At 63.6% G+C, this 17,812-nt stretch carries 17 protein-coding genes; 11 read left to right on the top strand and 6 right to left on the bottom strand.

All coding sequences use genetic code 11. From position 1 onward, the window contains the following. Positions 1-9: 9 nt before the first annotated feature. On the bottom strand, positions 10-1,119 hold the full coding sequence (locus tag ACZYHG_RS04845) for a Gfo/Idh/MocA family protein (protein ID WP_464612780.1): 1,110 nt from the start codon (positions 1,117-1,119) through the stop codon (positions 10-12). 156 nt (positions 1,120-1,275) lie between these two features. Between ACZYHG_RS04845 and ACZYHG_RS04850 the strand changes: the two genes are divergently transcribed. The 11 genes from ACZYHG_RS04850 to ACZYHG_RS04900 all read left to right on the top strand — a co-directional run bounded on the left by ACZYHG_RS04850 (position 1,276) and on the right by ACZYHG_RS04900 (position 12,213). Next, positions 1,276-2,121 carry a MurR/RpiR family transcriptional regulator gene (locus ACZYHG_RS04850; RefSeq protein ID WP_027032500.1) on the top strand — a complete coding sequence of 282 codons (846 nt, stop codon included), beginning with the start codon at positions 1,276-1,278 and terminating at the stop codon, positions 2,119-2,121. A 157-nt stretch (positions 2,122-2,278) separates the two neighbouring features. Next, entirely contained in the window at positions 2,279-4,213 is a 1,935-nt protein-coding gene (locus tag ACZYHG_RS04855) for a bifunctional 5-dehydro-2-deoxygluconokinase/5-dehydro-2-deoxyphosphogluconate aldolase (protein WP_464612781.1), read from the top strand. Between the two features lie 32 nt (positions 4,214-4,245). Next, positions 4,246-6,096: a 3D-(3,5/4)-trihydroxycyclohexane-1,2-dione acylhydrolase (decyclizing) gene (iolD, locus tag ACZYHG_RS04860; RefSeq protein WP_464612782.1), complete on the top strand. Its 1,851-nt coding sequence runs from the start codon at positions 4,246-4,248 to the stop codon at positions 6,094-6,096. 106 nt (positions 6,097-6,202) lie between these two features. Continuing rightward, positions 6,203-7,120, top strand: a complete 918-nt coding sequence (gene iolE, locus ACZYHG_RS04865) for a myo-inosose-2 dehydratase (RefSeq protein ID WP_464612783.1) — start codon at positions 6,203-6,205, stop codon at positions 7,118-7,120. A 42-nt stretch (positions 7,121-7,162) separates the two neighbouring features. Next, a complete protein-coding gene (locus ACZYHG_RS04870) occupies positions 7,163-7,381 on the top strand; it encodes a DUF3329 domain-containing protein (protein ID WP_464612784.1) in 219 nt (72 codons plus the stop codon). Positions 7,382-7,384: 3 nt separating this feature from the next. Then, the gene (iolB, locus tag ACZYHG_RS04875) at positions 7,385-8,197 is read left to right on the top strand and encodes a 5-deoxy-glucuronate isomerase (protein ID WP_464612785.1); all 813 of its coding nucleotides are present in this window, start codon (positions 7,385-7,387) and stop codon (positions 8,195-8,197) included. Between the two features lie 238 nt (positions 8,198-8,435). Continuing rightward, positions 8,436-9,143, top strand: a complete 708-nt coding sequence (locus tag ACZYHG_RS04880) for a DUF1045 domain-containing protein (RefSeq protein WP_464612786.1) — start codon at positions 8,436-8,438, stop codon at positions 9,141-9,143. A 49-nt stretch (positions 9,144-9,192) separates the two neighbouring features. Continuing rightward, the gene (locus tag ACZYHG_RS04885) at positions 9,193-10,332 is read left to right on the top strand and encodes an alpha-D-ribose 1-methylphosphonate 5-triphosphate diphosphatase (RefSeq protein ID WP_464612787.1); all 1,140 of its coding nucleotides are present in this window, start codon (positions 9,193-9,195) and stop codon (positions 10,330-10,332) included. Continuing rightward, entirely contained in the window at positions 10,329-10,958 is a 630-nt protein-coding gene (phnN, locus tag ACZYHG_RS04890; RefSeq protein WP_464612788.1) for a phosphonate metabolism protein/1,5-bisphosphokinase (PRPP-forming) PhnN, read from the top strand. The genes ACZYHG_RS04885 and phnN overlap by 4 nt, the downstream gene beginning before the upstream one ends. A gap of 287 nt (positions 10,959-11,245) precedes the next feature. After that, the gene (locus ACZYHG_RS04895) at positions 11,246-12,001 is read left to right on the top strand and encodes a COG4280 domain-containing protein (protein WP_464612789.1); all 756 of its coding nucleotides are present in this window, start codon (positions 11,246-11,248) and stop codon (positions 11,999-12,001) included. Next, positions 11,998-12,213: a hypothetical protein gene (locus tag ACZYHG_RS04900; RefSeq protein WP_464612790.1), complete on the top strand. Its 216-nt coding sequence runs from the start codon at positions 11,998-12,000 to the stop codon at positions 12,211-12,213. The genes ACZYHG_RS04895 and ACZYHG_RS04900 overlap by 4 nt, the downstream gene beginning before the upstream one ends. Before the next feature lie 65 nt (positions 12,214-12,278). On the opposite strand, the gene ACZYHG_RS04905 is transcribed toward ACZYHG_RS04900, so the two are convergent. Genes ACZYHG_RS04905 through ACZYHG_RS04925 form a run of 5 tightly spaced genes read right to left on the bottom strand, consistent with a single transcriptional unit; the run spans position 12,279 to position 17,798 of the window. Next, positions 12,279-13,160, bottom strand: a complete 882-nt coding sequence (locus ACZYHG_RS04905) for an SMP-30/gluconolactonase/LRE family protein (protein WP_464612791.1) — start codon at positions 13,158-13,160, stop codon at positions 12,279-12,281. A gap of 2 nt (positions 13,161-13,162) precedes the next feature. Further along, positions 13,163-14,131, bottom strand: coding sequence for an ABC transporter permease (locus ACZYHG_RS04910; RefSeq protein ID WP_464612792.1), 969 nt, complete (start codon positions 14,129-14,131; stop codon positions 13,163-13,165). After that, positions 14,128-15,156 carry an ABC transporter permease gene (locus ACZYHG_RS04915; RefSeq protein WP_464612793.1) on the bottom strand — a complete coding sequence of 343 codons (1,029 nt, stop codon included), beginning with the start codon at positions 15,154-15,156 and terminating at the stop codon, positions 14,128-14,130. Before ACZYHG_RS04915 ends, ACZYHG_RS04910 begins: the two co-directional genes overlap by 4 nt. A 3-nt stretch (positions 15,157-15,159) precedes the next feature. Further along, a complete protein-coding gene (locus tag ACZYHG_RS04920) occupies positions 15,160-16,692 on the bottom strand; it encodes a sugar ABC transporter ATP-binding protein (RefSeq protein WP_464612794.1) in 1,533 nt (510 codons plus the stop codon). A gap of 38 nt (positions 16,693-16,730) precedes the next feature. Continuing rightward, positions 16,731-17,798, bottom strand: a complete 1,068-nt coding sequence (locus ACZYHG_RS04925; protein ID WP_464612795.1) for a substrate-binding domain-containing protein — start codon at positions 17,796-17,798, stop codon at positions 16,731-16,733. Positions 17,799-17,812: the final 14 nt, after the last annotated feature.

Here is a 17,812-nt window from a genome sequence, read left to right on the forward strand (position 1 = left end):
GAGTGGAGATTACCGCACATCCACCCAGCGCCTTTCCGCGAACGATCTCGCCATGGCGTGCACGGTGCGCTCGATCTCCAGCCCCTGCGCGAACTCGACGAGCCGCGCCGGTCTGCCGGCGAGCCGCGTCAGCAGTTCGTGGCACTCGATGATCTTGAGGTCGTTGAAGCCGAGATTGTGGCCGGGCGCCGGCAGGAAGGCGTCGTAGGGCCTGTGATGCGGCGCCATCAGGATGGTGCGATAGCCCTGCTCTGTCGGGCGATCCGCGGTGACATAGAGCTGGATTTCGTTCATCCGCTCCTGGTCGAACAGGATCGACCCCTTGGAGCCGAAAATCTGGATGGCGATGCGGCCCTTGCGGCCCCAGGCCGAGCGATTGACCTGAAGCGTGCCGGCAATGCCGTTCTCCAGATGCATCAAGACGCTGGCGATATCATAGGTCTCGACCGCGCGGCGCCCGCCCGCCGCCAGCTTGCGGTCGGCATAGGGCCTGGCCATGTCGCAGATGACGCTGGCGACGCGGCCGAACAAGGCCGACACCAGCGACAGCGGGTGCACGGCGAAATCGTCGAGCGCGCCATAGCCGGAAGACGCCTCGTGCTTCCAGAAAAACAGGGCTTCGGGGTCGGCCATGAAATCCTCGTCCATCTCGATGCGCAGATGGTTGACCTCGCCGATGATCTTCTCGTCGAGCAGAGCGCCGATGTGGCGGATGGCCGGGCTCTGGATGTAATTGTAGCCAAGCGCCGCGACCTTGCCGGACTTCTTTGCCGCTTCCGCCATCGCCTCGGCCTCGGCAAAGCTTGGCGCCATCGGCTTTTCGCACCACAGATGCTTGCCGGCCTCCAGAATGGCGATGGCCATTTCCGGATGGAACTGGTTGGGCGTGGTCAGCGAGACGATGTCGACCTCGGGGTCGTTGACGACGGCGCGCCAGTCGCCTGAGGCCTTGGCGAAGCCGAACTCGCTTGCCTTGCGTTTTGCGAGCTCCTCATTGACCTCGCCGAGATGGACCAGCCTGGGCTTGGCCACATCCGGAAAGACGGCACCGACAGCGCTCCATGCGATGGCGTGACACTTGCCCATGAAACCCGTGCCGATAAGACCGACGCCGACCATTGTCCGTTTCTCCACTGCCTGAAGCGCTGATGGATGAATTAGTCCATTTCATTTCGGAATGGAATGTCTGCCTCATTTTTATTGGTGTTCTTGCGCAGGCTCGCTATGATGGGGCACAGAGGACGCTTTCACCCGATGAGCTTGGACGGGCCGACGATGGACGAACGGGTACCTCGCGACTTCGAGACGCTGCGCGCCACCATCCTCGACCGGCGCGAAAGCCTGCCCAAGCGCATCGCCCAGATCGCCGCCTACGCGCTCGACAATCCCGATGACATCGCTTTCGGCACCGCTGCCAGCATCGCGGCTTCAGCCGGCGTGCAGCCTTCGACCCTGATCCGTTTTGCCCAGCAGCTTGGCTTCGATGGTTTCACCAGCCTGCAGCAGGTGTTCCGCGAGCGGCTGCGCGAGCGCAACTCTTCCTATGACGAGCGCTTGCAGGCGCTGCGCGCCAAGGCCGAAGGCGGTGCCGGTCACCGCGCGATCTTCGACGGTTTCGTCGCCGCCGCCAGCACCTCGCTCAACGACATTTCCCGCACCTTGGACGACGCGCATCTGGAAGATGCGATTGCGCTGCTGGCGAAGGCGCAGACCATCTATGTCTTGGCCAAGCGGCGCTCCTATCCGGTGGCGACCTACATCGCCTATGCCTTGGGCAAATTGAAGATTCGCAACCAGCTGATCGAATCGGCCGCCGGCCTGAACGCCGAGATGATCAGTTTCGCCACGCCGGCGGATGCCGTCATCGCCATCAGTTTCTCGCCCTATGCGCCGGCCACGATCGAGGAGGCCCGCACCATTTCGGAACAGGGCGTGCCGATCGTTGCCATCACCGACAGCGCGTTTTCGCCGCTGGCGCAGTTCGCCAGGGTCTGGTTCGAGGTTGCCGAGGCCGATTTCGCCGGCTTCCGCTCGCTGTCGGCAACGATGGCGCTGGCCATGGCGCTGACGGTCGGTGTCGGCGAGAAGCGGCGCGACGCAGGCCGCAAGCGCAAGGCCTGAGCCTACACTCCAAAAGTCAATTTTAGGGTCAGGGAATGCTCATTCCATATTGACTATGGATTGGAATTATTATTTCATATTGCCGGCACCACGCTGCCGCTCGCGCGTGTTACCCAAACAATGTTGTTCATTACAACAAGACTGACGGGAGGTTCCAATGAGCGAAGCCGTGGACGCCAAACAGGCGCCGCTCGACGTCATCACCATCGGTCGCGCTTCCGTCGACCTCTATGGCCTGCAGATCGGTTCGCGGCTGGAGGACATCACCTCTTTCGCCAAGTCGGTCGGCGGCTGCCCGGCCAATATTTCGGTCGGCACGGCCAGGCTCGGCCTGCGCTCGGCGCTGCTGACGCGCGTCGGCGACGAGCAGATGGGCCGCTTCATCCGCGAACAGTTGAAGCGCGAAGGCGTCAACACGGACGGGTTGAAGACCGACAAGGAGCGGCTGACGGCGCTGGTGTTGCTTTCGGTCGAAAGCGAAGGCGTTTCGCCGATGATCTTTTACCGCACCGACTGTGCCGACATGGCGCTTTCGGAAGAAGATATCGACGAGGCCTTCATCACCTCGGCCCGCTCGATCGTCGTCACGGGCACGCATTTTTCGCGCCCCAACAGCGACGCCGCCCAGCGCAAGGCGATCCGCATCATGAAGGCCAAGGGCGGCAAGGTTGTCTTCGACATCGACTATCGCCCCAATCTGTGGGGTCTCGCCGGCCACGCAGAAGGGTTCGAGCGCTATGTCAAATCGGACCGGGTTTCGGCCCAACTGAAGACCGTGCTGCCCGATTGCGATCTCATCGTCGGCACCGAGGAAGAGATCATGATCGCGTCGGGCGCCGACGATTGCCTGAGCGCGCTGAAGACGATCCGGGCGCTGTCCTCGGCCACCATCGTCTTGAAGCGCGGCGCCATGGGCTGCATCGTCTATGACGGACCGATCAGCGACGATCTCGAGGACGGTGTCGTCGGCAAGGGCTTTCCGATCGAGATCTACAATGTTCTGGGTGCGGGCGACGCCTTCATGTCCGGCTTCCTGCGCGGCTGGCTGGGTGGCGAAGACCATGGGACGGCGGCGACGTGGGCCAATGCTTGCGGCGCCTTCGCCGTGTCGCGGCTGCTCTGCGCACCGGAATATCCGACCTTCGAGGAGTTGCAGTTCTTCCTCAAGAACGGCAGCAAGCATCGCGCCCTGCGCAAGGACGAGGCGATCAACCACATCCATTGGGCAACGACCCGCCGGCGCGACATCCCCTCGCTGATGGCGCTCGCCTGCGACCACCGGGTGCAGCTCGAGGACGTCGCGGCCAAGGCCGGCGCCGATCCGGCCCGCATCCGCGATTTCAAGGTGCTGGCGGTCAAGGCCGCGGCGAAGGTCGCCGCCGGCCGCGACGGCTACGGCATGCTGATCGACGAGAAGCATGGCCGCGAGGCGATGTTCGAATTCGCCCGCCATCCTTTCGCCTGGCTCGGGCGCCCGGTGGAACTGCCGGGCTCGCGGCCACTGCGTTTCGAATTCTCGCAGGACATCGGCTCGCAGCTTACCGAATGGCCAGTTGATCACTGCATCAAGTGCCTGTGCTTCTATCACCCCGACGATCCGGCAGCGCTCAAGGAAGAACAGCAGCAGAAGCTGCGCGCGCTGTTCGAGGCCGCACGCAAAGTTGGCCGGGAACTGCTCATCGAAATCATCGCCGGCAAGCACGGCCAGCTCGACGACACGACCATTCCGCGCGCGCTGGAGGAACTCTATGCGCTCGGCATCAAGCCGGATTGGTGGAAGCTCGAGCCGCAGGCGTCGAGCGCCGCATGGGCCAAGATCGAAGCGGTCATCCTGAAGCATGATCCGTGGTGCCGTGGCATCGTGCTGCTTGGCCTGGAAGCGCCGCCGGATGAGCTGGAGGCGGCTTTCGCCGCCACCGCCAAGGCGCCGATCGTCAAGGGGTTTGCCGTCGGCCGCACCATCTTCGTCCACGCGGCCGAACAGTGGCTGGCGGGCAAGATGTCGGATGACGAGGCTGTCGCCGACATGGCGTCGCGCTTCGAACAGTTGACCGAGGCGTGGCTTGCCGCGCGTGGCCGTAAAGCAGCATAAAGGCGCGGCACAGGACTGCGGAGGAAACCACCATGAGCAAGACAATCCGCCTGACGATGGCGCAGGCGCTGACCCGCTTTCTCAGCAAGCAAATGACCGAGATTGACGGCAAGACAGTGCCTGTTTTCGGCGGTGTCTGGGCGATCTTCGGCCATGGCAATGTCGCCGGCATCGGCGAGGCGCTCTACCAGGTGCGCGACGAGCTGCCGACCTTCCGCGCCCATAACGAACAAGCGATGGCGCATGCGGCGATTGCCTATGCCAAGGCCAATTTCCGCCGCCGCTTCATGGCCGCGACCTCGTCGATCGGCCCCGGCGCGCTCAACATGGTGACGGCGGCCGCACTGGCGCATGTTAACAGGCTGCCGGTCCTGTTTCTGCCCGGCGATGTCTTCGCCAACCGTATTCCCGATCCGGTGCTGCAGCAGGCCGAGGATTTTTCCGATGGCACTGCGACGGTCAATGACTGCTTCCGGCCGGTGTCGCGTTATTTCGACCGCATCACGCGGCCGGAGCAGATCATTCCGGCGCTGGCGCGAACCATGCAGGTGCTGACCGATCCGGCCGAGTGCGGCCCGGTGACGCTGTCGCTCTGCCAGGATGTGCAAGCCGAGGCCTATGACTATCCCGAGAGCTTTTTCGCCGAGCGCGTCTGGCACCAGCGCCGGCCGCGCCCGGACCGCCATGAGCTTGCCGCAGCTGTCACGGCCCTGAAGGGTGCGAAGAAGCCGCTGGTGATCGCCGGCGGCGGCGTGCTTTATTCGCAGGCTTCGGGCGAACTGGCGAAATTCGCCGAAGGTGCCGGCATTCCGGTCTGCGAGACGCAAGGCGGCAAATCCTCGCTGCCCGACACGCATCCGCTCAACATGGCGGCGGTCGGCGTCACCGGCACTTCGGCCGCCAACCGGCTGGCGGAAGAGGCCGATGTCGTGCTGGCCATCGGCACGCGCCTGCAGGATTTTACCACCGGCTCATGGGCGCTGTTCAAGAATTCCGGCAAGACCATCATCGGCTTGAACGTGCAACCTTTCGATGCCGGCAAGCACCGGGCTTTGCCACTGGTCGCCGATGCGGCCGAGGGGCTCGCTGAACTCGGCGCCGCGCTGAAGGGTTGGAAGGCGCCTGCCGCATGGACCGACAATTCGGCCGAGGGCAAAAAGGAATGGCAGGTCGATGCGGCCAAGGTGACGGCATCGACCAATACAGCTTTCCCATCGGATGCGCAGGTGATCGGCGCGGTGCAGCGCGCGATGGGCTCCGGCGTGACACTGTTGCATGCCGCCGGCGGGCTGCCGGGCGAATTGCACAAGCTTTGGCAGGCCGGCGCGCCTGGCTCCTACCACGCCGAATACGGCTTCTCGACCATGGGCTACGAGATTGCCGGTGGGCTCGGCACCAAGATGGCCAAGCCCGGCGAAGAGGTCGTCGTCATGATCGGCGACGGCTCCTATCTGATGCTGAATTCCGAGATCGCCACCTCGGTGATGCTCGGGCTGAAGCTGACCATCGTGTTGCTCGACAACCGTGGCTATGGCTGCATCAACCGGCTGCAGATGGCGACCGGCGGTGCCAACTTCAACAATCTGTTGAAGGACTCGCGCCACGATATCCTGCCCGACATCGACTTTGCCGCCCATGCGGCGAGCCTGGGCGCGATATCAGAAAAAGTACCGTCGATCGCCGGGCTGGAAAATGCGCTGCAGAAGGCGAAGACAAACGACCGCACCACCGTTCTGGTCATCGACACCGATCCGCTGGTTTCCACCGACGCAGGCGGCCATTGGTGGGATGTGGCGGTGCCGGAAGTCTCCGCGCGGCCCCAGGTCAACGCGGCGCGCAAAGCCTATGACGAGAAGCGGCAGATGCAGACCATCGGCGATTGATGCTAGCTCCCTTCTCCCCGTCCCTATACGGGGAGAAGGTGCCGGCAGGCGGATAAGGGGCGGCGCCAGCGCCCAAAAATGAACTGTTCTAATCTGGAGTGACGACTTGAAAGCCAAACTGGGCATGTCCCCCATTGCGTGGTGGAACGACGATCTTGCGGAATTGAGCGATGACGTGTCGCTGGAGGAATGCCTGCGCCAATCGCGCTCGGCCGGGTTCACCGGCATGGAAATGGGCCGGCGCTTTCCCAACGACCCCGCAATCATGCTGCCGATCCTGAAAGCAGCCGATGTGACGCTGTGCGGCGGCTGGTTCTCGGGCACGCTGGTCGATGAGGACATGAGCAAGAACAAGGATCGCATCCAGCCGATGATCGATCTGTTCAAGGCAGTGAACGCGCCGTGCATCGTCTATGGCGAGGTTGGCCGCTCGATCCAGGGCGACCGCTCCAAGCCGCTCGCTACCAAGCCGAAGCTCTCGGACGGCGAGATGAAAGCCTATGCAAGGCGCCTGACCGAATTCGGTGAATGGTGCGCCGAACAAGGCATGCCGCTGTCCTATCACCACCACATGGCCGCGGTGGTCGAGACCGAGCCGGAGCTCGATGCCTTCATGCGCCATTCCGGCGAAGGCATTCCGCTGCTGCTCGATGCCGGGCACCTGGCCTTTGCCGGCGGCGACGTGCTGCGCGCCATCGACAACCACCACAAGCGCATCAGCCATGCGCATGTGAAGGATGTGCGCATGGGTGTGATCGATAAGCTCGACCGCACCAAGCAATCCTTCCTCGACGCCGTGGCGCTCGGCGCCTTCACCGTGCCGGGCGACGGCTCGCTGGATTTCGGGGCCATCGTGCAACGCTTCGCTGACCATGGCTATGAAGGCTGGTTCGTGGTCGAGGCCGAGCAGGACCCGAAGAAGAACCCGCCGCTCAAGATGGCGCAGGTTGGCCACAAGGAGCTGATGCGGGTGATGACTTCAACCGGCTACACGGTGGAGACCCAAGGTTTTCCGAATGCCTGATGCGAGGGTTCCCGACGAAGCAGGTTGCTGTAGATTGGCCCGATGAAAGATTACGAGCACCCATTCTTCCGCCCGCTATGGCGTCGTGTTGCCGTCGTCGCGGTCTGCGTCATCTGGTCGATCATCGAGTTCGCCACCGGCACACCGTTCTGGGGGGTCATCGCGCTGGGCTTCGCCGGCTACGGCGTCTGGCAGTTTTTTTATCTGTACAAGCCGGCAGACGAGGCCAAGCCGCCGGTCGAGGCCGAACCGAAGGAGTAACGAATGTCGAAGCTGCTGGTGAAGGCCGACAAGGGCCATGGCCGCGTTGCCCATGTGACGCCGAAGAACGCCGGCTGGGCCTATGTCGGTTTCGACCTGCACCGGCTTCAACCCGGCGAAAGCGCTTCGGGCAAAACGGGCGACCGCGAGGTTTGCCTGGTGTTCGTCACCGGCAAGGGCACGGCAAAAGCCGGAGGCAAGGATCTTGGCCTGCTCGGAGAACGCATGTCACCCTTCGAAGGCAAGCCGTGGTCGGTCTATGTGCCCGAGGGATCGGATTGGTCGGTGACGGCAGATACGGGCCTCGAACTCGCTGTGTGCTCCGCGCCTGGTCTGGGTGGCGGCCTGCCGGTTCGCGTGATAGCACCGGACGATCTCGGCCAGGAGGTGCGCGGCAAGGGCACCAACACGCGCTACGTCACCAACATCCTGCCGGAAGGCAAGCCAGCCGATTCCTTGCTGGTGGTCGAAGTCATCACGCCCGGCGGCCACACGTCGAGCTATCCGCCGCACAAGCATGACCAGGACAATCTGCCAGCCGAATCCTATCTCGAGGAGACCTACTATCATCGCCTCAACCCACCGCAGGGCTTTGCCTTCCAGCGCGTCTACACCGACGCCGACAAGGATGGCCATCGCGCGCTCGACGAAGCGATGGCGATCGAGGATGGCGATGTCGTGCTGGTGCCCAGGGGTTATCACCCCTGCGCCGCCTGCCATGGCTACGACCTCTATTATCTCAACGTCATGGCCGGGCCGAAGCGGACGTGGAAATTCCACAATGCGCCCGAGCACGAATGGTTGATGAAGGCCTGACCATTTAGCGCTTGCGAGCGAACTTATTGGTCCAGCTCAAGAAAATCGTCGGCTAAGGAGTTGCCGGGGCGATTTGCCTTCGAAAACCCTCAGAAGCTTCGTCAATCCGTCATGGAAATCACCTATGGCAGCGAGGCTAGTGCATGTCGCCCAAAAGTGTGCAGCGGTTTTGGGCGACGACATGCACCAAATGAAGACTTAAAGCGCGCATCGCGGCGCGCTTTAACGAGGACTTCCCATGCGTTATGCCATCTATTTCACCCCAAGGCAGGACGAACCGCTGGCGCGGATCGCCGCCAACTGGCTGGGCCGCGACCCGTTCGGCGCCGCGACGAAGCCGGTCGAGGCCGTGGCTGATCTGTCGGCGGCGGAAGTTGCCTTCCACACCGCCTCGGCGCGCCGCTATGGCTTCCACGCGACGCTGAAAGCGCCATTCCGCCTGGCCGCCAACGAGACGGAAAGCTCGCTGCGCGCCGCACTCGACCATTTTGCCGAGGCGACGCCGGTGGTGACGATCCCACGTCTCGTCATCAGCCAGATCGACAGCTTCTTCGCGCTGGTGCCGGAAGGGCCATTGCCGCCGCTCAACCGCTTCGCCGACGAGGTCGTGCGCGATTTCGACCGCTTTCGCGCGCCGTTGAGCGATGCCGAGATCGAACGACGCAGCCCGGATTCGCTGAAGCCGGCCGAGTTTCGCAATCTCTGCCAGTGGGGCTACCCCTATGTCTTCGAGACCTTCCGCTTCCACATGACGTTGTCCGGCCGGGCCGGGCCACAGGAAAGCCCTCGCCTGCACGCAGCAATCGACGGCCTGTTCGCGGATATACTGCGGCAGCCGGTTGTGGTCGACGCGCTGACGCTGTTTGTCGAACCTGAACCGGGCGCGCCGTTCATGGTGCTTTCCCAGCATGCGCTGGGACGCCGCCCTGCCAGAAAAATCGCCTGAACAAGCCCTGCCCCAACTATCAAGGCCAAATGATCAAGGACTGCCTGAAATGACCGCCGAGACCGTTCTTTCCAACGCCCGCATCGTGCTTGCCGACGAGATCGTCGAGGGGTCGCTGGTGCTGCGTGACGGCTTTATCGCCGGTATCGATGCAGGTTCTGGCCGGATTGGCGAGGACATGGGCGGCGACTATATCATTCCCGGGCTGGTCGAGCTGCACACCGACCATCTGGAGGGCCATTATGCGCCACGGCCGAAGGTGCGCTGGAACCCGATCGCCGCCGTGCTTGCCCATGACGCGCAAGTGGCGACCGCCGGCATCACCACTGTGCTCGACGCCTTGCGCGTCGGCATGGATGAGGACGCCGACCTGACATCGGACGATATCCGCAAGCTCGCCGACGCGATCGAGGACAGCGTGCAGCAGGATCGCCTGCGGGCCGATCACTTCCTGCATCTGCGTTGCGAGGTCTCGGCACCGGACTGCCTGCAGGCCTTCGCCAATTTCGACGAGGACGAACGGGTCAAGCTGGCATCGCTGATGGACCATGCACCGGGACAGCGCCAGTTCGTCAATCTCGAAACCTATGCCTATTACTACCAGCGCAAGCTGAAGCTGACCGACCGTGACTTCAAGCTGTTCTGCGAGAAGCGGATGAGCGAATCGGCACGCAATTCGGCACCGAACCGAGCGGTGATCGCCGCCGCCTGCCATGAGCGCGGCATCGTGCTGGCCAGCCATGACGACGCAACAATTGGCCATGTCGGCGAGGCGATCGAACAGGGCGTGCGCGTTGCCGAATTCCCGACCACGCAAGAGGCTGCCCGGGCCTCGAAAGAGGCCGGGCTTGGCGTGCTGATGGGCGCGCCCAACGTCATGCGCGGCTCCTCGCATTCGGGCAACGTCTCGGCCCGCACGCTGGCCAGCGACGGGCTGCTCGATATCTTGTCGTCGGACTACATTCCCTTCAGCCTGATCCAGTCCGCTTTCTTCCTCGGCGATGTGGTCGAAGGCATTTCGCTGCCGCAGGCGGTCGCGATGGTGTCGAAGAACCCGGCCGAAGCCGTTGGCCTCAACGACCGCGGCATGATCGAACAGGGCCGACGCGCCGATCTGGTGCGCGTGCGCGTCGACGACCATGTTCCTGTCGTGCGCACTGTCTGGCGGCAGGGACGCCGGGTCGCATGATGGTGTCGGCATCGATCGAGCGTGAGTTGTCGGCGGAAGAGTTTCCGATCCGAAACGGAGTCTTTGTCGCCGTTGTCGGCCCCAGTGGCGCCGGCAAGGACACGGTGATCGGCTATGCCCGCGCGCTTTTCGCTGATGAGACCCGGCTGGAGTTCGTCCGTCGCGTCATCACCAGGCCGAGCGATGCGGCGAGCGAGGACCACGACACGCTGGCCGACGCCGCCTTCGTCGAAGCCGAGGCCGACGGCGCCTTCGCCATTTCGTGGGAAGCGCATGGCTTGCGCTATGGCCTGCCGGCCGATGTCGACTGGTCCGTCACCAATGGCCATGTCGCGGTCGCGAATGTATCGCGCGCGATTATTCCGGTGCTGCGCGAGCGCTATGCCAATCTGGCCATCGTCGAAATCACCGCCTCGCCTGATGTGCTGGCCGAGCGACTGGCGATGCGCGGTCGCGAGTCGCGCGGCGAAGTGCTGGCGCGATTGGCGCGCAGCGCCAATGTGACCCTGACCGGCGTTGGCGTGACCTCGATCGACAACAGCGGCCCGCGCGAAGTGGCCGGCGAGCGCTTCGCCGAGCTGCTGCGCAAGGCAATGGCCTTCTCCGACATGTCGGGCCTGATCTGATTTAGACGTGCATCCTCGGCTGCGTAGCGTGCTGCTCGACTGGCCCGAAGCGCCGCTTGTTGGCGCTTCGCTTGCTTTCCCGATGCCCCCGGAGCGCTATGTGGTGCTGACTAGATCATTTCACCGTTTCACGGAAACGGCGAACTGCTCTAACTCTTTGTTTTGACGCAATTCCGGACGGAAAACCGCACACACTTTTCCTGGAATTGCTCTAGGCATTTGATTCCGGGCCATGCTTCCCGGGCACCCGCCCAGAAGGTCCGGGGCAAACGAGACAGGAAACCTTAATGCAGACGCTGACGCCCATCCTCTCAACGGTCACGGCGGCATTTCTCGCCTCCTTCGTCGAGGTCGTCGAGGCCTTCACCATCGTGCTTGCGGTCGGCGTGACGCGCGGCTGGCGCCCGGCACTGACCGGTGCCGCCTTGGCGCTGGCGGTATTGGCGGCCCTGGTGTTGGCGTTCGGTCCGCTGCTGGCGCTGGTACCCATCACCACGCTGCAATTCGTCGTCGGGGTGCTGCTGATACTGTTCGGCATGCGCTGGCTGCGAAAGGCCATCCTGCGCAGCGTCGGTGTCATCGCGCTGCATGACGAGGAGGCGGCCTTCTCCAAGGAAACGGCGGCCCTGCACCAGCAGGCCAATGACCGCCGCGCCGACTATCTCGCCGGACTTGCGTCGTTCAAGGCGGTGCTGCTCGAGGGTGTCGAGGTGGTGTTCATCGTCATTGCCGTCGGCGCCGCGCACGGCCAGACGCTGTACGCCGGCCTCGGCGCGCTGGCGGCGTTCATCCTGGTGATGCTTGTCGGCCTGGCCGTCCACCGGCCGCTGGCGCGCGTGCCGGAGAATTCGCTGAAATTCGTGGTCGGGCTGATGCTGACCAGCTTCGGCATCTTCTGGACCGGCGAGGGCATCGGTGCCGACTGGCCGGGCGCCGATCTCGCTCTGCTCGCCATCTTCGCCATCGTGGCGCTGGCGTCCTTTGCCATGGTGCGCTGGCTGCGCAGCACCTATCCCTTATCAGCTGGAGGGCTCGCCCGATGAACGCCATTCGTCTTGTTGCCAGGGAATTCTTCGGCATGTTCGTCGATGACGGCAATCTGGCGGTGCTCGCGCTGGTGCTGGTGGCCGCCATCGCGGCGGCGGTGAAGCTGCTTGCACTGCCGCCGCTCATCGGCGGGGCGCTGCTGCTGGTCGGCTGCCTCGCCATCCTGCTGCAAAGCGTTCGCCGTGCAGCGCGCGCCTCCAATCGGTAAAGACGACCCATATGCTCGCTGCTCGGGAATCGTTTCGGCAACGAAACGATGCTTGAGCGAGCCCGTCAGCCCTTGAACGCCGGCAAGGTCAGGCCCTTGACGCCGACATCGAGCGCGAACAATCCGCCCGGATTCTTCTGGCCGATGAAGTGGCTATTGGGGCGCTTGAGCACGGCAGACGTGACGTAGAGAATGTCGAGGTCCTTGCCGCCGAATTCGCAGCAGGTCGGCAGGTCGGTCGGCAGCAGCACGGTCTGCATCAGCCGGCCATCGGGATCGTAACGGCAGACCTTGCTGGTCACCGGGATGGTCACCCAGTAGCAGCCCTCGGCGTCCACCGTGGCGCCATCGGCGACGCCGCCGGTCAGCGTCATGTCGATGAAGGTGCGGCGGTTCTCGATGTCGCCGCTGGCGGGGTCGAAATCATAGGCCCACACCGCGCCGGCATGACTGTCGGAGAAATACATAGTTTTCGAATCCGGGCTCCAGGCCAAACCGTTGGAGCAGCCGATGCCGCCGATCATCTTGTGCACCGAGAGATCGGGATCGAGCCTATAGAGCGCGCCGACGAATTCGATCGGCTCGCCCGGCACCTCGAACATCGAGCCCGACCAGAAGCGGCCCTGGCGGTCCGGCTTGCCGTCATTGAAGCGGGTTTCGGGCATATGGGATTCCGGATCGACGATCGCCTCGAATTTACCGGTCGCAGGGTCGAAGAAATGGAAGCCGTTGGTCATGGTCAGCACCAGGCCGCCCTTTTCGCGCAGGCCGAGGCAACCGAGATATTCCGGCGTGGCGAAGACCTCATCCTTGCCGGTGGCGGGATCGTAGCGGTGGATCAGCTTCTTCCAGATATCGATCCACCAGAGCACACCGGCTTGCGGGTCCCATAACGTGCCTTCGCCGAGTTCGGCCCTGGCATCGACGACACAAGTGATTTCGACCATGGTCAGCTCTCTTTTCTGCGCAGCCTGCCGCCAAGCCCGGCAAAGGTTTCGCTGCCGATCGACACGGTGAGCAGGATCACAGCGCCATAGACGATGAGCAGCGCGCCGCTCGACAGGTTCAGCGCCGGCAAAAGACCGGTGAGGATGGTCAGCACCATGGCGCCGGCGACGGTGCCGAGATAATGGCCGCTACCGCCGAGGATCGAGGCGCCACCGATGGCGACCGCGGCGATCGAGGTGAACAGATAGGCGTCGCCCATGCCGAGATAGGCCTGGCCGGAATAGCCGGTCAAAAGCATGCCGGCGAAGGCGGCGGTCAGGCCCGAAATGACATAGGTCAGGATGGTGGTGCGCGCGGTCGGCACGCCGGAGAATTCGGCCACGGTGGCGCTGGTGCCGAGCGCATAGAGATGGCGGCCGAACGCCGCCTTGGAGAGCAGCATCGTCGCCACCAGCGTCAGCGCAAGCCAGATCAGCGCAATCACTGGAAAACCGCCGATGCGACCAACCGACAGAAACTGGATCAGGGACGGTGCCGAAGGCGTCGGCGAGCCGCCCGTCAGCACCAGGATCAGGCCTTGCAGGATGACGTTGGTGGCCAGCGTCATGATGATTGGCGGCACACCGAACTGGGCGACGCCGACGCCGTTGATCAGACCTATGAAGGCACCACCGGCGAGCAGCAGCGGCATGACCCAGGCCAGCGGCAGGTCCTGGCCGCCGCACAGCAGCGCCATGATGATGGCCGCCGAATTCAGCACCCAAGGCACCGACAGGTCGATGCCGGCGCCGATGATGACGAAGGTCTGGCCGAGCGCAACGATGCCGACGAAGGCGGCCAGCACGACGGTCGAGCGCATGTTGGAGACCGAGAGGAAGCCGGGCGAGAACAGCGCCGTGACCAGAAGCAGCACGACCATGCCGGCATAGGCAAGCACGATGAGCCGGTTGCGGGCGAGGAAGGCGCTCATTGGACGCGGTTCCTTGCGGCTTTCTCGGCAACGGAACTGGCGAGCACCGAAAGCAGCAGGATGACGCCGGAAGCGACCGGCTGCCAGTAGCTCGACACATGCAGGACGAAGACGAGGTTGCCGATCAGGGTCAGCACGAAGGCGCCGATCAGCGTGCCGGCGAGATGGCCCCGCCCGCCGAACAGGCTGACGCCGCCGATGACCGCCGCCGCCACTGAAGGCAAGATATAGTCCTTGCCGATGGTCGGCGAACCGGCACCGGTCTGCGTCACCAGAAACAACGCGGCGCCGGCGGCAAACAGGCCGGACAGGCCGTAGGTGACGAGGTTGACCCTTGTGATCGAGACACCGGACAGGAAGGCCGATTTCTCGTTGGATCCGGTTGCCTGGATGGTGAGGCCAACGCCGGTGGCACGGAACCACCACCAGAACAGCAGCAACGCCAGCAGCATCCAGACCGGGCTGGTCAGGCCAAAGAGCTTCGCGGAGGCAAAGCCAACCCACCAGCCGGGAATGCTGCCGCCATCGGTCGGTAGGATGATCATGGCGACGCCGTTGAGGATCGACCATGTGGCGAGCGTGACCAGGAAGGGCTGTAGTTTGAGCAGCGAGATCAGCAGGCCGTTGAGTGCGCCGATCAGGAAGCCCAGCGCCAGGATGATCAACATCCATAGTGCCGTGGTCGACGGATCGTCGGTGAAACGTGTCGCCGCGATCACCGTGCCGAGGCTGATCATGCCGCCGATCGACAAATCGATGCCGCCGCGCAGCAGCACGATCGTCTGACCGGTTGCCGCCAGCATCAGCGTCATCGCAGCCGCCGTATCGAGATTGAGCTCGTCGAGCGTGAAGACGCCGGATTGCAGGCTGCCGTAGATGCCAACGATCAATGCCAGCATCAGGCAGGCGACCAGGAACGGCGCGCGGTCGAGCACGCGGCCGCGCCAGTCGATGGCCGGCTTGGTGGGCTTCGTTTCAACTGGCCTTTGCGCCATCTCCATAAGGTGCTCCGCGGACATCACCATGCCTCAGGCCGCCCTGGTTTCAAGCATGGCCGCGCGCAGGATTTCCTCCTCCGAAATGTGATCTCCTTCCAGCGTTGCGGCAATGCGGCCGTTGCGCATGACCAGCACGCGGTCGGCGACATGGACGAGTTCCGGCATGTCGCTGGAATGGAACAGGATCGCGTAGCCCTTGGCCGCGAGGTCGCGCATCAGCAGAAAAATCTCGCCCTTGGTGCCGACATCGACGCCGCGCGTCGGATCATAGAGCAGCAGGACGCGTGCCTGCGTGAGCAGCATTTTGCCGAAGATCACCTTCTGCTGGTTGCCGCCCGACAGCGTGCCGGCAAGCTGTTCCGAAGTACCGGCTTTGATGCGCAGGAAATCGACCATCTCCTTGACCAGCGCCGCCTCTTTTTGCCGGCTCAGCAAGCCGTTTTCGGTAAAGCGCTTGATGACCGACAAAGTGAGGTTCTCACGCACGCTCTTGGTCAGCAGCAGCCCCTGCCCGCGCCGATCCTCGGGCACCAGCGCGATGCCGTCCTTGCCGGTCAGCGCCTGGCGCGGATTGTTGATTGAAACCGGCTTGCCCCAGAGTTCAATGCTGCCACTGGCCCTGGTGGCGCCAAACAGCGCCTGGAACAGTTCGCGCTGGCCGTGGCCTTGAAGGCCGCCGACGCCGAGCACCTCGCCCTCGCGCAGCGCGAAATCCACCTGGGAAAGCCGGCTGCCGCTGGAGAAATTCTTGACGCTCAGCGCGATGCGATCGGTCGCGGTGGCGACGCGCTCGGGATAGAGCCGGTCGAGATGCCGGCCGATCATCTGGGTGACGATCTCGTTGTCAGACACGGCATTGGCCTCATGCGCGGCAACAGTGCTGCCATTGCGGAAGATGGTCAGCCGGTCGGCGATGGCGCGCACCTCGGCCATGCGGTGCGAGATGAAGATGACCAGCCTGCCTTCGGCCGCCAGTTGGCGGGTGAGCTTCAACAGCCACTCGGCTTCCCGCGCCGGCAGCGCCGAGGTCGCCTCGTCAAGGATCAGGATGCGCGGATCCTTGGCGAGGCCCTTGGCGATCTCGACAATCTGGCGTTCAGCTAGGGTCAGCCGCCGCAGTTCCTGTTCGGGGCGCAGCGTCGGGAAATCATATTTTTCCAGCAGTGCCAGTGTCTTGCGGCGCATCTCGCTGCGGTTGACGGTGCGCAGCAAGGTTCGCGGTTCGTGGCGAAACCAGATGTTCTGCTCGACGCTGAGGTCGGGGATCAGCGACAGTTCCTGGAAGACCGCGGCGATACCCAACGCCTGGGCCGCATCCGGATTGGCCGGGCGATAGTCCTGGCCATCGACCAGGATCGAGCCACTGTCGTGCTGCACCGCCCCCGACAGGATCTGGATGAAGGTGCTCTTGCCCGCGCCATTCTCGCCGAGCAGTGCGTGCACCTCGCCGGCGCGGGCACTGAATGTCGCCTCGCTCAGCGCAACGATGCCGCCATAGCGTTTGGACAGGCCTTTGACGGTGACGAGGTCCATGAATGCGCCTTCGAAAAGCTCTCCCGACATCTTGCGATGCCGGGAGACAGGGTCGTGGTCACATGATGTTACTTCGCCCCGGCGGCTTCCGCAGCGGTGATCTCGACCCAATCGGGCGTGATCGGCAGCGTCAGGCCGGGAGCCTGGTCGGGGAAAGCATTTTCGCCGACCGCGATCTTGATCATCTTGGTGCCCGGATAAAGCTTGGACTCGAAGGGATCGGTGGTGACGAAGTCACCCTTGACCGAGACGGAACGCTCGGCCGGCTTCTTGCCGGTGTCGAGGATATCGACCGCCAGCTTGATCGCTTCCGACGAGAGGTAGGCCGGGTTGGAGCCGAGGATGCACTTGGCGCCTTGCGTCTGCGCGCAAGTAACGGCCGCGACATTGTAGGAGAAGCCGACGACCGGGACGATCGGCCGGCCGGCATCCTTCAACGCCTGGATGGCGCCGGAGCCGTAGCCCTGCGTCATGATACCGTCGATCTTCGGATTGGCGGCAAGCAGCGCCGCGACACCCGACTGCTCCGGACCGAGCGCGTAATTGCCATTGTAGTAACCGACGACCTTGATGTCGGGATACTTGGCCAGCACCTTTTCATAGCCTCCTTGCAGCTGCGCCGAGATCGGTGCGCCGGCAAGGCCGCGGTCGAGGATGATGTTGCCCTTGCCGCCCAGCTGCGTGGCCATCCACTCGGCCATGACCGAAGGGATACGGTCCCAGTCGGAAGCGACGGCAAAAGCGCAGGGCTCGGTCACCACCTGGTCGAAGGAGATGACGACGATACCGGCGTCGCAGGCCTTCTTGATGGTCGGGTTCAAGGCCGAATCCGAACCGGCATCGACGAGGATGGCATCCGGCTTCTGCCGGATGATGTTGTTCAACGAGTTGATCTGCGCCTGGACGGTGTTCTCGACATTCTCGATCTTGAGGTCGACGCGGCCCTTCAGCGGACCCTTGTTGACCGATACCGTGGCGACACGCTCCATCTGCTGGCGCCAGTCATTGCCGACGAAATTGTTGGAGAGATAGATGGTGTAGGACTTCTTGGCCTCGGCATGGCCGGCCTGGATTCCAGTCGCCATCATCGTCGCGGCAAGTGCTGCAAGGCCGATGTTACGGCTCAATGATTTCATGATTTTCTCCTCCC

This window comes from Mesorhizobium subarcticum (genome assembly GCF_055456085.1).

What these genes read in the sequence shown, in the direction of transcription:
- ACZYHG_RS04895 (WP_464612789.1), top strand. Translation starts at nt 11,246, where the DNA reads ATGCAGACGCTGACGCCCATCCTCTCAACGGTCACGGCGGCATTTCTC.
- ACZYHG_RS04905 (WP_464612791.1), bottom strand. Translation starts at nt 13,160, where the DNA reads ATGGTCGAAATCACTTGTGTCGTCGATGCCAGGGCCGAACTCGGCGAA.
- ACZYHG_RS04900 (WP_464612790.1), top strand. Translation starts at nt 11,998, where the DNA reads ATGAACGCCATTCGTCTTGTTGCCAGGGAATTCTTCGGCATGTTCGTC.
- ACZYHG_RS04925 (WP_464612795.1), bottom strand. Translation starts at nt 17,798, where the DNA reads ATGAAATCATTGAGCCGTAACATCGGCCTTGCAGCACTTGCCGCGACG.
- ACZYHG_RS04910 (WP_464612792.1), bottom strand. Translation starts at nt 14,131, where the DNA reads ATGAGCGCCTTCCTCGCCCGCAACCGGCTCATCGTGCTTGCCTATGCC.
- ACZYHG_RS04845 (WP_464612780.1), bottom strand. Translation starts at nt 1,119, where the DNA reads ATGGTCGGCGTCGGTCTTATCGGCACGGGTTTCATGGGCAAGTGTCAC.
- iolD (WP_464612782.1), top strand. Translation starts at nt 4,246, where the DNA reads ATGAGCAAGACAATCCGCCTGACGATGGCGCAGGCGCTGACCCGCTTT.
- ACZYHG_RS04915 (WP_464612793.1), bottom strand. Translation starts at nt 15,156, where the DNA reads ATGGTGATGTCCGCGGAGCACCTTATGGAGATGGCGCAAAGGCCAGTT.
- ACZYHG_RS04870 (WP_464612784.1), top strand. Translation starts at nt 7,163, where the DNA reads ATGAAAGATTACGAGCACCCATTCTTCCGCCCGCTATGGCGTCGTGTT.
- ACZYHG_RS04850 (WP_027032500.1), top strand. Translation starts at nt 1,276, where the DNA reads ATGGACGAACGGGTACCTCGCGACTTCGAGACGCTGCGCGCCACCATC.
- ACZYHG_RS04880 (WP_464612786.1), top strand. Translation starts at nt 8,436, where the DNA reads ATGCGTTATGCCATCTATTTCACCCCAAGGCAGGACGAACCGCTGGCG.
- ACZYHG_RS04920 (WP_464612794.1), bottom strand. Translation starts at nt 16,692, where the DNA reads ATGTCGGGAGAGCTTTTCGAAGGCGCATTCATGGACCTCGTCACCGTC.
- iolB (WP_464612785.1), top strand. Translation starts at nt 7,385, where the DNA reads ATGTCGAAGCTGCTGGTGAAGGCCGACAAGGGCCATGGCCGCGTTGCC.
- phnN (WP_464612788.1), top strand. Translation starts at nt 10,329, where the DNA reads ATGATGGTGTCGGCATCGATCGAGCGTGAGTTGTCGGCGGAAGAGTTT.
- ACZYHG_RS04885 (WP_464612787.1), top strand. Translation starts at nt 9,193, where the DNA reads ATGACCGCCGAGACCGTTCTTTCCAACGCCCGCATCGTGCTTGCCGAC.
- ACZYHG_RS04855 (WP_464612781.1), top strand. Translation starts at nt 2,279, where the DNA reads ATGAGCGAAGCCGTGGACGCCAAACAGGCGCCGCTCGACGTCATCACC.